The organism is Leadbetterella byssophila DSM 17132 (assembly GCF_000166395.1).
Classification (GTDB): domain Bacteria; phylum Bacteroidota; class Bacteroidia; order Cytophagales; family Spirosomataceae; genus Leadbetterella; species Leadbetterella byssophila.
Map to the genome: position 1 here is coordinate 141,574 of NC_014655.1, position 14,996 is coordinate 156,569.

A 14,996-nucleotide genomic window follows, 5' to 3' on the forward strand; every position below is an offset into this window, starting at 1 on the left:
CTTATACTTCTTCCATTTCTTTAACCTCAAACGCCTGATGCAACAATGCTTTGAGCAATTGCTCGGTGGCTTGTTGGTTGGCGATGATGTGTTCTTTCAATTGTTTGGTTTTGGCAAATTGCTTTTCTATTTCCGCTACTATGCGTTTTTGCTCGGCGAGTGGGGGAAGGGGGATTAGTGTGTTGTAAAAATAATCTGTTGGAACTCTTTGTTGCCCCGCAACACCTTTCATAATTCTTTCTCCATTTTTCAAAAAATCAATTCGTTTAACGAAAGCATAGACATACTCTGGCAGAATATATTGATTCCCTCGCAAGACATTTAATTCAGTTGTTCCTGCACCAATTCCATTAGGTAAATCGGAAATAATTCCAGCTTTAGAATTTTCAAAGCAAGGAGTGATTTTAGCTATTACTACATCATTATTAGCAAAATGAGTAAATCCCTTCTTTATTGCTCCCCACTTTCTTACTTCATAAGTAGGTTTAACACCAAACAATTGACTTACCATTGGCATTGGAATAAATCCTGCATCAATCTCATCATCAACTTTATTTCTCGGATTTACTTCACAAATCTCCCCCAATCTACACCACACCCAATTTTCAGGAATTTCAAACGGAATCTCTTCGGGTTTGATGGGTGGTAAGGGTTTTTCTTTTTTGCCCTTGCCCTGAGCCTGCCGAAGGGTTGCTTTCTCGGCTTTAATGCGTTTGAGCAATTCGCTGGCGGGTTCGTCATTGGGGTCTTGTGGCACCAACTTCCCCTGCACCGCTTCTTGTAAAATGGCTTGGTTTAGGTTTTCGAGTTGGGTGAGTTGGCTTTCAAAACTATCCGAGAGAGTTACATAGCTGTTTTTATACTTGTAAATCGTTTCAACATCTTTTAAAACTTCAGGAATGAAAAAATCATAGTCAATTCCATCTCCCTTTTCAATTCTCTCCAAGAACTTTACAATTGCTTTTTGAACCTTTTCATCAGGAACAACAATTGAAGCATTATTTATGATTGTTTGACTTATGTTCGGCTGTGCACCTCCTTTACCAACAGCTATAAAATCAATTCGCTGCTGTTTGAAATACCAAGACAAGAATTCTCTTGAAATATCAACCTTTGGAAAAATAGCACAGACTGCTTGATTGGTAGTTGCATCAAAATCCAAAATTCCCGTTTTCCCAATATTTGCTCCATACATTGCTACAAGCAAAGTTCCTTTGGGAAATAATTTAGCAGATGAATTTTTCAAACCTGCTTCTGTAATGTATTCATCACAAGTAGTTATCACCCCATCTTTTAATTCACCTGATTTAACCCAAGGAATATCGCCATTGTAATATTCAGGCATTCCTCTATTTGGAGTTCCCCCACTTGTGGTATCTGCTATGTCAGCTATTTTTAAAACAGGATAATGCTCTTGCAAATGCCTGAAAATCATTTTGGCAGCCAATACAGAAGGGTGAACCGTTTTAAAGAATTCTAATATTGTCATTTTACCAAATCGTTTTCAAGCTCCTGAATGATTGTGCTTACTTTATTATTTTCTGTTTTTAGTATTGATAGTATTTTGCCAATATTCAATTCGACTTCCTCCACTTTCTTATTTGGGTTTTTTACATCCAAATCATAATTGCGGTCTATGATAGTTTGCATTGACACTTTCCAAGCCACTTCGCTTTCTTCACGATTTTTCCACCATTGTTTGATAGGTTCAAATTCTTCAATGCGGATAGGTTTGGTTTTGCTGTAGGCTTTTTGTCCGTCAGGCAAAGTATGTTCGTAATACCAAATCTCTTTTGTTGGTTTTCCTTTTTCAAAGAAAATCAGGTTGGTGTTTACGGTGGCATACGGAGCAAATACCGATTGGGGCAATCGCACAATGGTATGCACATTACAATCTTCCAACAGTTTTTGCCTTACCCGTTGTTTTACGCCATCGCCTGTTAAACTGCCATCGGGCAACACAATGCCTGCTCTACCACCGTCTTTCAGCAATTGGATAAACAGTATCAAAAACAAATCGGCACTTTCCTTGGTGCGGTAATTCAAAGGGAAATTGGTTTCCATTCCGTCACCTACTACACCACCAAAGGGCGGATTGGCAATAATTATATCCACACGGTCTTTCTGCTTTATAGACGTATATTCACGGCTCAGCGAATCACCGTTTTCAAGCTGTGGCACTTCAATGTCGTGGGTAATCAGGTTGACCACACTCAGCATAAAAGGCAGGGGTTTCAGTTCGCTTCCTGTTACGGTTTCCTGTAAAGTTTTGCGGTCGTCAATATTCTTTACCTGCCTTTTCAGGTGTTCAATGGTACACACTAAAAAACCTCCGGTGCCGCAGGCTGGGTCGGTAATTTTTTCGCCCAATTTCGGGTTTACCATATCCACAATAAACTGTGTTACGGCTCTTGGCGTGTAAAACTCGCCTGTGTCTTTTTTGGCAGCCAATCCCTGCAAAATTTCCTCATAAATCACATTGAAAATATGGTGGTCTTTGCTGCTGGTAAAATCAATTTCGTTGAGTTTGTTAATGGCCTGGCGGAAGGTGGTTCCGCTTTTCATATAGTTGTTGGTGCCGTCAAATATCTGGCGAATGGTAATGCCTAATCTATCGTCAGCCGCAACCGTCAGGTTTTTGAGTGTGGGAAACAGTTTGTTGTTCACAAAATTGATGAGTTCATCGCCTGTGATGCCTTCATCATCTTCTGCCCAATTACGCCACTGCAATTCCGCAGGAATGGGAGATCTGTATTTCGGATTCAGAATTTCTTTTTCCTTGTCTTTGTCGTCAAAGAGTTTCAGAAATATCATCCACCCCAATTGCTCAATGCGTTGTGCATCGCCACTCAAGCCCGGGTCTTTGCGGAAAATGTCTCTGATGGATTTTATAGTGCCTGCAATGTTGCTCATTTCTATAAATTATTTGGCTAAAGCCAATTGTTTTCCTTTGTTTTAATATTATTTGAATGGGCTAAAGCCACATTCCTATTCAGAATTATTTCATCAAATTTATAATTTCATTTGAATTGCCTCCAGATTTTGCATTGCCTCCAGATTTTGCATTGCCTCCAGATTTTGCATTGCCTCCAGATTTTGCATTGCCTCCAGATTTTGCATTGCCTCCAGATTTATCTGGAGGATAAAATAATTCATTCCCATTATTGGCTTTAGCCAAAATATTATCCTTTATATTTTTCAAATCCATATCTGCTGATAAATTCATCATATTCTTGCTGAAATGTTTTTTTGGTGTGATGCTCTTCTTGATTCTTAATATATTCCCTCACCTTATTTATCATTGATTCAGAAACAGAAACAGCAAAATATTCATCCTGCCATTCAAATTTTACTTTTGTCAATTCATTCTTATTTATCCAAAAAGATGATTCTCCCTTTATCAATTGCACAACTTTTTGAATGGTTTGGTCTATACCCAATGAAACCAAACAATGACAGTGGTCAGAATAACCATTTATAAAGTCAATGAATATCCTTTTTTCTTTGGCATTCTGCCTTATATGATGCCACACTTTTGTGCGCAACTCTTTAGAATCTAAAAATGGATACCTATTCTTGGGGCTCCATACAAAATGAATGTAAACTTTTACAAACGGCATATTGGTTAGATTATTCGACTAAAGCTACTTTTTTGGATTTATAGTGAAATGGGGCTAAAGCCACATTCCTATTCATTTTGATAATTTTCATTACGCAATGTTTCTATATAATTCGTTTTCTAATTCTTTGATGGCTTTTTCGTATTCTTCACGACTGCCAAATGCTTTGATGATTTCAGTAACCGAACCAAATTCATTGATGGGTGGAACAGTCAGGATTTGAATGTTCTCAATGTTTTCAATGCCTTGGTCTGCGTATTTGTCGAGTAACGCCTCTAAAACTTTTCGGGCTTGGTCGCCATACTTGGTAAAGTAGTTGCGTTTCATCACATTGTTTGCCCGTTCCTTTCTTGTCATTGGTGGTTGGTCATACGCCACGTGGCAGATTAAATCAAACAAATCCACCTGCTTGTCAACTGCCTCATACAATGCTTCCACCATTACGCCTTGTTCAACCAATTCAGCAATGATGGCTTCTTTGCGATCTGAACCTTTCCACTTGTTCAGAAAATCATCTAAGGAAGCAAACTGCTCTTTGATAATTTCTTTTGTGTGGTCTTTCAGACTTGTGGTTATGGGTTTTCCGTGTTGGTCGAAATGCAATTCACGGCTAATCAAAACAGAAACGTCCACACCATTTACATAAACTTTTCGCCTTGGTTCATTTACTGTTGATGGTGGAAATTCTTGTTCAGGATAACGGATTTCAGGGGGAGTAATTTCAATTTCTTCTCCTGATTCAATGTCAATGATTGGTTCTGTGTTTTCTTCTTCTTCGTCAATAATATCTCCTAAGTTTATTGCTTCGGTAACTGGTTTAATTCTGATTGGTTCACCGTCAAATTGAGGGTCTGCAAAAAGGTCTGTTGCATTTCTGAAATCCAAAATGGTGAAATACAATTTGCCGTATTCTTCATTGATTCGTGTTCCTCTACCAATAATTTGCTTGAACTTGGTCATTGAATTGATGTTGCTGTCCAATACAATCACTTTGCAGGTTTGAGCATCAACGCCTGTTGTCATCAATTCGGAAGTGGTAGCAATCACAGGATATTTTTCTTCGGGATTAATGAAGTTGTCCAACTCTCGTTTGCCTTCGTCATTGTCGCCTGTAATCTGCATTATGTATTTGTAGTTCTCGGAAACCAAATCAGGATTGTGTCGGGCTAATGCGGTTCGCATTCTTTCAGCGTGGTCAATGTCCACACAAAACACAATGGTTTTGGCAAAGCGGTCGTAACCTTTTAAAAATTCGGTTACTTTTTTGGCAACTGCATCCGTCCGTTCTTCAATCACCAAGTTTTTATCAAAGTCTTTGCGGTTATAAATGCGGTCTTCAATTTCGTTTCCGTCTTTGTCGGTTTTTCCTTGCTCTGGTCTCCAACCTTCGGCATCCACATTCAAAGCTATACGCACCACACGATAAGGAGCTAAGAAACCATCATCAATTCCTTGTTTCAATGAATAGGTATAAACTGGGTCGCCAAAATATTCTGAATTGCTTGCTTCGTTGGTTTCCTTTGGTGTCGCTGTCAAACCAATATGCGTAGCATTTTGGAAATAGGTTAAAATCTCTCTCCAACTACTATCATCTTTTGCACTTCCTCTGTGGCACTCGTCAATTACAATCAGGTCGAAAAAGTCTCTTGAAAACTGTTTGTAAACATTGGCTGCTTCGTCTGTTCCAGAAAGTCCTTGATACAACGCCAAGTAAATTTCAAAACTCTTGTCAATTTGCCTGTGTTTTACCACAGTCATTTTATCCTTGAAATGTTTGAAGTCGCCTCTGCGTGTTTGGTCAATCAAGGCATTTCTGTCAGCTAAAAACAGAATTCGTTTTTTTGCTCCGCTTTTCCAAAGTCGGTGAATGATTTGAAAAGCAGTATAGGTTTTTCCTGTTCCTGTTGCCATTACGAGCAAAATTCTATTCTGTCCGTTTGCAATGGCTTCAACTGTTCTGTTTACTGCAATTTGTTGGTAATATCTTGGTTTGCGATTTGTTCCGTCAAAATAATAGTCCTGCGAGACAATTCTTTCCGCTTCGGGAGTTTCAATGCCTTTATACTTTTTGTATTTTTCCCAAAGTTGTTCGGGAGTGGGGAAGTCGTCTAAACTGATTTCAGTTTCAATATTACCGTCTGTTGCTGTTCGGTCGTGAAATAAAAAACCATCTCCGTTGCTGCTAAACACACAAGGAATGTCTAAAATTTGAGCATAATCAAGTCCTTGTTGGATTCCTGCTCTTATCGAATGATTGTTGTCCTTTGCTTCAATAATGGCAATAGGAATATTCGGTTTGTAATACAGAATATAGTCGGCTCGTTTTCTTGTTCCTCTTGCTGTGATTTTTCCTCTTACGTAAATTTTACCATCAGTAAAAGAAACCTCCTCTAATATCTGCAACTGTTTGTCCCAACCCGCCTTCTCCAAAGCAGGTGTAATAAACTTGGAGCAAATATCTCTTTCCGATAGACTTTTCTTATTCATTCTTTATTTCTCAAAGTAAAATTTAGCAAAATACATATTTCTGTCGGTGCGTTTGCAAAAAAGTGGATCTTTTGGCTTTGCGAAAGGTCGGCTTGTGTGTCTGGCAAAACCAAATGTGCCATTTGCGGGCTGGCTGAAAATTGTTTTTAAAAAATGTGCGGTGGAAAAAAATAAAAAACATAGGGTCGGCAATGAGTGTCGGCTTACTCGTTGTCCGTTAATAATATCGTTTCTATGTCTTTGGTCAAGTGTCAAAATGGTTTACATTTTTCTTGTTTTTAGTCCGTTGTTTTCTGTCGGGTCGTTGTCTTTTACACTTGCGCCTAACGGTTTGGGGCTTTGCGTTGTGGGGGATTTTTAGCACTAACCTTGATACGAAGAACCACACTTCAAATTTAGCACAAATGTTCATACGAAGCACGTCAGCCCCCATTACGCCAAACCCTTGTTAGTGGCATGTGGCTTTCAGTCGTCCGCTGCCTGCCGCGTTGGCTGTGTGTAAAGAAAAATTTTTATCTCGTCTTTGTGAGTTCCGTTGGCGCATAACCAAATTGCTTTTTAAAAGTGTAAGAAAAATGGGATAAACTCTCGAAGCCAAGATCTAAATAGATGGAAGACGGCTTTTTATTGTTTTTCTCAATTTGATAGTGCGCCTCTGTAAGTCGCTTGTTCTGCAACCATTGTCGGGGTGGAATACCAAATGTTTTTTGAAAATCACGCTTGAATCCAGCGAGGCTCCTGCCGGTCAATTTTGCAAAACTTTCAATCGGCACATTAAATTTGTAATTAGATAACATAAACTTTTCCAAATCAATCTTATGCGGTTCTGAAAAGTCGAAAAGGAAATTTTTAAGTTCCGGTTTTGTAAGTAATAAAAGCTGAACGGCTTCTTTCACTTTTATACTGCTTAATTGATCGTTGATATTTTTATGGTTTTGTGTATATGGAATTAAGGAGTTGAAGAAACCCTGCAAAAAATCACTTTCTGGAATAAGTATGTTGGATGACCCGTTGTACTTTTCGTTGTTGTCAATCTGATTTTCCAACGCATATTTTCTCAAGATATCATCCTTAAGAATTAAAAGTATGGCTTTCTGGTAGTCTTTGCCTATTGGGGTTTTGGTAACTTTTACAAATTGATGTTTACGGACTAATAAGATATCACCCGGTTTCATCACCATTTTTTCGATATTCGTTTCCAGGGTTAGTTGCCCCGATATTTGCAGGGCCAAAATGCTTTCAGAAAGAAAACGGTCTGACTCCTTTTCCTTTTCGGCATCTATAGTAAAAACAAATACGTCAGGAGTTATTTTATTTGAATGGTTTTCCATGAAATTCCTTTATTTACTCTGATTCAGGCAAGTCTACCATTTTAGCGCTCTTTTTCCACAATAAATCTCTTACGTCATTGTTTTGGGCAAGTTGAGAAGGATCAGGAAAGGTAAGTCTTCCTCTTACCAATGACGCGTAAATTTTATCTGTTGGCAATGTAACTTTACCCAATGCAAGCGCTGCCAGGGTTTCGCCCGCACGTTCCACCCTACCTACAAATAAAAAGGGTATAAACATACTGACTATATAGAATAAAGGTCGGATGAGAACAGCTACCATTACTTTCATAAATGCTGATTGTTTGCCCATTAGAGAAGTGTCGCCTGTCAGCCCGGGATTAAATGCAATCATACGGATATTACTTTTATCTTCAAAACTTATGGCTGAAAGTGAACGTGCGGTAAGAAGATTACAGAGTTTTGTTGCGGCATAAAGCCGCATACCTTTCGGACTATTTTCATTGGGATACGCCAACTCCTCCGGGTTTAAGGTTTTCGGTCCAAACGGAACAATTGCAGGGTCGTGTGTGTCGCTAGTCGTGATAACGATCTTACCACCTTCCGCCATGATCGGTAAGAATAACCTGGCTAACAAATAATGTGAAAGGTGGTTAGTAGCAAATGTCAATTGAAAACCTTCTTCGCTTCGTTGGTCGTGATCCGTGGCCCGAATAGCCGCATTCAGAATCAATACATCAATTTTGGTTTCCCCCAGCCGTTGTTTTATGTTGTCTGCAAAAGAACGAACACTTCTTAAAGAAGAAAGGTCGAGCGGAAGCACGTCTGTTCCTTCAGGCACAATACGTCCGCTTCCCCGTGCGCCAACATATACTTTGGTGTCGGGCAATTTCACAAAGTGTTTTAAGGCTTCTGCACCAATACCTGAGGTTGCCCCCGTCATTACAATAATCATAGTTACTTATTTGTTCTGATTGATTCAGATACAAAAGTAAGCAGCAAGCACAAAGAAAACTTTCCTGTACGGCTCAAATAGCTTTCTTGTATAGCTTACTTATAAAACTGGGGATTGTGTGGTCTTGGTGAATTTTTCTTTGTGCGTTCTGCTTTTTCATTTTTTCTGTTTGGACTGGTCGGGTGTCTGCCTGTTGTTTGCGGTCGTCCTACCATTGCCGCTAACGTTATGCAGCTTGGCGCTGTTGTTGATTGCGTGACGTTAATCTGTCATGCTAATATAAGATTTGAAAGCGTAAAACAAAGCTGATACACAGTAAAATAGCGGCAATAGAGCTAAGGTGCTGTTAGCGGTTCGTTGTTTATTCTTTCGTCAAACCCATTGCTTGTCCGATTAAAAACGTGTCAGTATATTGATTGAACTCGGTAATTTTTCCGTCTTTTACTTTGTATTCACAAGCAAATTCCGACTTCATATATTTTCCCGTTGCATTAAATGTGCCTTCATAAAAGCCAATAACAAAAACTCCGTCTCCACTGTCAATGTAACGTGTAATTGTTGCTTTCCAATTCGTCCAATTTTGTCTGAACCCGCCAAATACTTTTTCAAATACTGCGTCAGCACCAACGTGTTGTCCACCGCCTGGGAAACCTTTCATTTGGTTCCACTTTATATTTTCGTCAAATATTTGTCTGATTGCATTATTGTCTTTTGTAGCAAAAAGTTCATACATTTTTTTTACTGTTTCAATATTTCCCATTTTTTCTGATGTCGTTTGCTTTGAGTTTGTAATTGTTGTCGCTTGTTTGTTTTGTCCATATGCCGAAGTAAGGCAAAATGAAATTGTTATTACTAAAATGGATTTTGTCATTTTTTAATGTTCTGTCTGTTGTCGTTTGTGTCGTCCTACAATGACCGCTAACGTGTCGCGCATTGGCGAAGTGGCGTGAAACCGAAGTGGAAAGTTTCGGTTTGGACGACACGTAGCCAATGCTTTTTTGTCAGTGGCTAAATTACAAAAAAAGCCAATGCAAAAGCATTGGCGGAATAGGGGAGAGAACTTTCAACTTGCCGTGAACACCGCCATTTTGCCAATGCGATGTTAGCTGACGTATTTTTATTCAGATTTTAGTTTTGGTTCCTTTTCCATTAATTTTATATTCAATTCCATTTTGGATTAGTAATCCTTTGGTCTTAGCAGAATTCTTTTCTTGTCCGTGTTTTACATCTGTATTTATTGTCTTGCCGTTAAATTCTTTTGTAATATTCTCTACAACTGTATGCCCGAAGATAATCTTGTCAGCTTGATAAAATTTTAGTACTTCGTTGAGTTCATTCTCTTTGATTTTGTCGTAGTATTTGTAGTCTTGTGCAAGACCGCGATACCAATAAACACCTTTTTTGCCTGTAATAAAGTTCTCTACTTTGTTATTTTCTTCTTCATCATAAAGATTTTTGTCCCAATTATTTCTTGCGATTTGGTTAATGTCAGAAAGTGAAACGTTGTATTTTAAAATCTCTGGACTTATACCTGCGTGAACAAATATATAGTTGCCAATCTTTTCAATAACATTTTTAGAACGCAACCACTTTCCTAGTTCTGTTTTGTTGGAATACATAAATTTTGTAGCTACTCTCAGGCTATCATTATTACTTATAAGTTGTGCAACACGTTTATACTTTTTCTTATTATAATTCGCATTACCTTGGAAATTCATTATTTCGTGGTTGCCTAAAATATAATGTAATTTTCCGCCTTGCTTTTGGGCTTGATTTTCAATTTTATAGATTAACCACAAAACTTGTGTTACATTTTCGCCTCTGTCCACGAAATCTCCGTTTAAAAGCAAATGTCCATTGCCAAAAGTCCAATTGAAGTTTTTATCAATTACTCCATTGTTGATAAGGAAACTTGAAAAGCCGTCAAAATTTCCTTCAATGTCAGAAATGACAATCAATTTTTCAGGCAATTCATAAAAATCAGGTTCGGAAGTTATGCTATCTTTAAGCTGAAATGTAAATAGGTCATTATCTGAATTATTTACTCTTACTACAAGTTTTTCCTTTCTGTTGATATTTTTGTTTAGTAATTTATTTTCTTTTGTTACTTCGTAAAGTTGATTATCAATTATATAAGGTCCGTCTATACCATTAAGGTTAAAAGTTTTCTTTTCCCAAATTAGAAAACGTCCTTTTTCTTCGTCAAATCCAAGAATAGTTTTGTCAGGTGTGTTGATGCTACCGTCAGTAAATCTTACAAGAATTACAGCGGTCAGAATTGAAAGGATTATAATCCCAAAAAGCCATTTTAATATTTTACGTACGGTCTTCATAATATGTCAGCTAACGGTTTGCGGCTTGGCGTAGTGGGGGCTTTTACCACAAAACTTTCCTACGAAGCCGAAAGCTCAAATTTAGTACAAATGTTCATACGAAGCACGTCCCCCACCATTACGCCAAACCGATGTTAGCAGCCGTCTTTTTTCAATTTTTTTTAATATAGTCAATAAATTTTACCTGCGGTTTTCCTAAGTCCTGCCACGTTTTTTCGGCTTCAAATTTTTCGGGATAGTTGTTCAATGCTTCAATAATGTTTGCACCATAGTTGAACTTGTTCGTAAACTTCCCAAAGAATTTTAGCAGTCCAACCGGTGCTTTCATAATCTTAACTTTTTTCTTTGTGTAATTGTCAACGTAAAACTTAGCGGCTTCGTCTGCGGTGTAACCGTCTTGTCCTTGCACAACATAGTCGTGGTTTCCGTTGTCAAGTTGAAACGCTTTTACAACTTGTTTGCCGTAGTCGCTACCCGAAATCAGAAACATTTTATGTTTGGAAGTTCCTGCAAGTACAATGTTGTTACCTTGTCGGTATGCACCTTTGTCAAAACTTTCCATAAAAGTTGATGGATAGAAAATAGAGTAAGTAAGTCCGCTGTTTTTGATTTTTGTAACTGCTTTTTGTTTGATGTCAAACGCCCACCAATCAAAACCGTTTTGTCCCTGATACAAGTGAACCAAAGAAGATAAATAACCTATTCTTTTTACAGTTGAATTTTTGGCGGCTTCAAGAATGTTGTCAAGTCCGTCCCTTTCTGGTTGAAAGTCTGTTTTGCCACTTTTTTGTTCAACAGATAAGTTTAGGTAAAGTCCGTCTTGTCCGTCCAAAGATTGTCTTAGTTTGTTCGAGTCTTTCAGGTCGCCTTCCACAAGTCGGACGGTTGAGCCGAATATTTGTTTTGCTTTGTTAATGTCCCGCACCAACAAAGTAACGTCAAAACCTGCGTTGATAAATTCTTTTGTAACAGGTTGTCCCAACATTCCTGTCGCACCGATTATTGCTATTTTCTTCATGTTGTCCTATCGTTTTGAAGTGTCGCTTAAAATGGCTGCTAACGTTTTTGCGCTTGGCGTTCGTGCGGGATTCCGGAGTACAAAACTGTCAACCCAGCACTAAAGTTGATTTGAAAAACTGCACTTGAGTTTAAGAACGTCACCCCGCATGACGCCAAACGCATGTTATTCGGTCGGCTTTCTTTTCTGTCGTGTGTTATTGTCATTATAAACACTTTAAAAAGTCGTCTTCGGATAAAATTTCAAGTGAAGAACCTTTTTCTATTAGGCTAATTGCTTTTTTCTGTTTGCTACTCATTCCGTCTTCTCCAACAACTCTATAATCTTGTTGTCCAACGACTAAAAAATCTGTTTCTTTTGTTACACCATTCCCCAAAATTCCGCCTATGTCTGCAATTGTTTGTTGTGCTTCTGCTCTTACCATTGATGACAATGCTCCCGTAAACACAACTGTTCTTCCATAGAAAATACTTTCGGTGTTGTGTTTTGTGGGGTCTCCTTCAATTTTTGTTAAGTCTTTAGCTTTATAAATTCTCTTTGTCTCAGCAGGTTTGTAACCACCGTTATACAATTGGCCAACTGTTGTTTTTAGTTTTTCAGGGAAATCGTCAATAGAAGATACTCCTGCAATCTCAAAAGCCTTTAAAGTCAGTTCCGCTGTTGCTTTACTGTCGGCTCCTGCTCTGTGATGCTTGAGGTTGATGTTATTTACTTTGCAAAGTGTTTTTAAGTCGTAAGCAGGAAGTCCTTGCCATACTTTCTTAGAAAAAATATAACTGCAAGAGTAATTCAATGTTGGAAATGGAAGTTGATATGCTTCAAGTGTCCTTCTTAAAACACTGATGTCAAAACCTGCATTGTGAGCAATTAAAAATTTGTTCTCAACGAGAGGTTTTATTTCTGACCACAGTTCGTTAAACTCTGGTTTGTCCGCAACGTGTTCAGGTCTTATTCCGTGAATTAAAATATTGAAATAGTCAAACTCGTCATACATCGGCTTAATTAACCAAGATTTTGTGTCAATTATTTGACCGTCTTGAACAAATGTCAAACCTATTTCGCACGGACTGTCACGTTGTGCTGTTGCTGTTTCAAAGTCAATAGTTACAAATTCCATTCTGTCTCGTTTTATGTTTTGCTGTCGTCTTTTAAGCTGACCGCTAACGGTTTTCGGGCTTTGCGTTTGGGCGGGTTTCGGAGCACAAAACTGTCAACCCAGCACTAAAGCCCAATTGGAAAACTTCACTTGAATTTAAGCACGTCACCCCGAATGACGCCAAACGCATGTTAGCGGTTCGGGCTTCTTTTTCTCTGTGTCTAATCACCCTAATTTGAAGCGTTATTAATTGCTTGTTTAAGCGTGTCAACTGTGTGATAATCTCCATTTTCAAGTTTTCTATGAAGCATCCTATGGCAATTTGAGCATACCAATGCTAAATCCTCAATTCGTGTTATTCGTTCTCCTGTCGAAATATGTATTTTATGGTGGCACTCTATGAAGTTAAATCCAATTTGTCCATAAGTTTTAAGGAAGTCAAATTTGCAACACTCACATTTAATTCGTCCATTATTTGCGTTTAATGCTTGTGTTTTGGCAAGTTGAACAATTTTTGAATTTCGTCTTGTCAATTCTTGCTTTATATGCTCTCTTATAATCTTATCCCCTTCAACTTCTCCAAATATACCATTAGGTTCTTGTGGTCGAAATATTTCATTTTGAACGTCTGGACAAAAATGGTTGTCAAACATTCTCCAAATGTCTTCTTGAGTTTCTGCTTCTGATAACCCAATATTGTTAGTTAGATTTATAATTGGATTTGTCAAGCCGCGATTAGGTTTGAAAAAGTTGTAATAGCCCGGGTTGGGGATAGCTGATATTGGGTTTGCTTTAGCAATAAGTTTTACTTCTCTACACCACTTATGGTCTGGATGTTCATTGTCTTCATGAATTGTGTCTGTAACTGGTGATACTAAGTGGGTAATGTGTACCTTGTAATTTCGTTGTCCATTTATTGAATTTGGTTTTTGGAATAAAACAATTATGTCGCCAATATTTGGTGTCGAAGCACTCCCACGTTTTGATTTTGGCCAGTTTAACCAAAATGTAGAACCACAACTCACGTCATCATATGCCCAACCGTCACCTTGATTTCTCTTTACATTTTTTATCCAAATTATATTTTCCGAACTATACATTAGTCTTGTTTTTATTTATTGGTTGTCGTTTTATAGCTTGACCGCTAACGGTTTCGGGCTTTGCGTTGGTGGGCTTTTGAAACCGAAAACTGTCTGCCAGCACCAACGTTTATTAATTGCTCAAATATTTCTATTCGTACTGTCCGCCCACTAATGCAAAACCCGTGTTAGCAGTAGGCTTTTACTTCAATTATCTTCTCACTAAAGTCAGACATTAAATATACTTTGTCGAACTTAGATTCCGTTCTGTAGTCCAAACTCTCGTCAAGCTCAAAAGACGCTGAATTTAAGGAGCCAACCATTAATACCAACCAAAATTCATTTATTGAATTAGATTGACCATAGTATTTTTCCAATTTATTTTCTTTAATCGAAATCGCATTTTGAAGTTCTTGGAGGGGCAATTTTTTCCCTCTGAAATTAGTTTCTAAGTACGAAAATGAAACAACGCTGTTCGGCATTATTACTATTTCTTCGATAAAGTCTGGCTGATTTTGATAATTCCCATTTTTTGCCTCGTTGACAAATACGTTAATTGCTTGAATTATATTCTTCTTGTCACTTTGTTCAAAATTTAAGGTGTCATTTTTTAATCGAAATGTCGCACAAATTTCACTTTCAGGGTTGTTTTTTTGATACTCTTTAGCAGCTGCATTAAATAAATTTGATATTGAATATACGCGTTGCGATTTTTCTGTGTCAACAATTCGAGTATGCTCCAAGCCAATTGTTTTATTATCAAATTTAATAATGAAATCAGGGTTGGGCGGTTGGGGTTTGTCAGCAATTCTTAATTCTGGGTTTATTCGATATAGGAATTTACCAATCTGACATACTTCCAATATCTCTTTGTCTTGGAGATTATATTTATTGATAACGGGATTAATAATCAATCCCATGTCGTGACTTTGGTTTTTCAGAGCTTCAATTCCATTTCCTATGTCGTTAAGGTCTATTCTCATAAGCTTTCTGCTAACGTTTTCGGGCTTTGCGTTCGGGCGGGTTTCGGAGCACAAAACTGTCAATACACCACAAATGTTGATGCGAGGTAGAATGTTCAATTAACCACGTCACCCGCCATTGAGCCAAACGCCTGTT

The 14,996-nt window shown here is 38.0% G+C and carries 13 protein-coding genes; all 13 read right to left on the reverse strand.

Annotated elements, in window-relative coordinates; all coding sequences use genetic code 11:
- Window position 1: 1 nt before the first annotated feature.
- Window positions 2–1,489, reverse strand: coding sequence for a restriction endonuclease subunit S (locus LBYS_RS18070; protein ID WP_013406970.1), 1,488 nt, complete (start codon window positions 1,487–1,489; stop codon window positions 2–4).
- Window positions 1,486–2,913, reverse strand: a complete 1,428-nt coding sequence (locus LBYS_RS00605; RefSeq protein WP_013406971.1) for a class I SAM-dependent DNA methyltransferase — start codon at window positions 2,911–2,913, stop codon at window positions 1,486–1,488. The genes LBYS_RS18070 and LBYS_RS00605 overlap by 4 nt, the downstream gene beginning before the upstream one ends.
- A gap of 85 nt (window positions 2,914–2,998) precedes the next feature.
- Entirely contained in the window at window positions 2,999–3,208 is a 210-nt protein-coding gene (locus tag LBYS_RS00610) for a hypothetical protein (protein ID WP_041823364.1), read from the reverse strand.
- On the reverse strand, window positions 3,183–3,620 hold the full coding sequence (gene tnpA, locus LBYS_RS00615) for an IS200/IS605 family transposase (protein WP_013406973.1): 438 nt from the start codon (window positions 3,618–3,620) through the stop codon (window positions 3,183–3,185). Before tnpA ends, LBYS_RS00610 begins: the two co-directional genes overlap by 26 nt.
- A gap of 90 nt (window positions 3,621–3,710) precedes the next feature.
- Complete coding sequence (gene hsdR / locus LBYS_RS00620; protein WP_013406974.1) at window positions 3,711–6,107, reverse strand: EcoAI/FtnUII family type I restriction enzme subunit R; 2,397 nt, start codon at window positions 6,105–6,107, stop codon at window positions 3,711–3,713.
- Window positions 6,108–6,619: 512 nt separating this feature from the next.
- A complete protein-coding gene (locus tag LBYS_RS00625) occupies window positions 6,620–7,438 on the reverse strand; it encodes a helix-turn-helix domain-containing protein (protein WP_013406975.1) in 819 nt (272 codons plus the stop codon).
- 13 nt (window positions 7,439–7,451) lie between these two features.
- Complete coding sequence (locus LBYS_RS00630) at window positions 7,452–8,351, reverse strand: SDR family NAD(P)-dependent oxidoreductase (RefSeq protein WP_013406976.1); 900 nt, start codon at window positions 8,349–8,351, stop codon at window positions 7,452–7,454.
- Window positions 8,352–8,712: 361 nt separating this feature from the next.
- Window positions 8,713–9,222 (reverse strand): nuclear transport factor 2 family protein, encoded by a 510-nt coding sequence (locus LBYS_RS00635; protein ID WP_013406977.1) that lies wholly within the window; start codon window positions 9,220–9,222, stop codon window positions 8,713–8,715.
- A gap of 250 nt (window positions 9,223–9,472) precedes the next feature.
- Window positions 9,473–10,684, reverse strand: coding sequence for a metallophosphoesterase (locus tag LBYS_RS00640; RefSeq protein ID WP_013406978.1), 1,212 nt, complete (start codon window positions 10,682–10,684; stop codon window positions 9,473–9,475).
- 151 nt (window positions 10,685–10,835) lie between these two features.
- Window positions 10,836–11,702 (reverse strand): SDR family oxidoreductase, encoded by an 867-nt coding sequence (locus LBYS_RS00645; RefSeq protein WP_013406979.1) that lies wholly within the window; start codon window positions 11,700–11,702, stop codon window positions 10,836–10,838.
- A gap of 205 nt (window positions 11,703–11,907) precedes the next feature.
- Complete coding sequence (locus LBYS_RS00650; RefSeq protein WP_013406981.1) at window positions 11,908–12,819, reverse strand: exonuclease domain-containing protein; 912 nt, start codon at window positions 12,817–12,819, stop codon at window positions 11,908–11,910.
- Between the two features lie 209 nt (window positions 12,820–13,028).
- Window positions 13,029–13,898: an HNH endonuclease gene (locus LBYS_RS00655; RefSeq protein ID WP_013406983.1), complete on the reverse strand. Its 870-nt coding sequence runs from the start codon at window positions 13,896–13,898 to the stop codon at window positions 13,029–13,031.
- A 167-nt stretch (window positions 13,899–14,065) separates the two neighbouring features.
- Window positions 14,066–14,860: a hypothetical protein gene (locus tag LBYS_RS00660; RefSeq protein ID WP_013406984.1), complete on the reverse strand. Its 795-nt coding sequence runs from the start codon at window positions 14,858–14,860 to the stop codon at window positions 14,066–14,068.
- Between the last annotated feature and the right edge of the window lie 136 nt (window positions 14,861–14,996).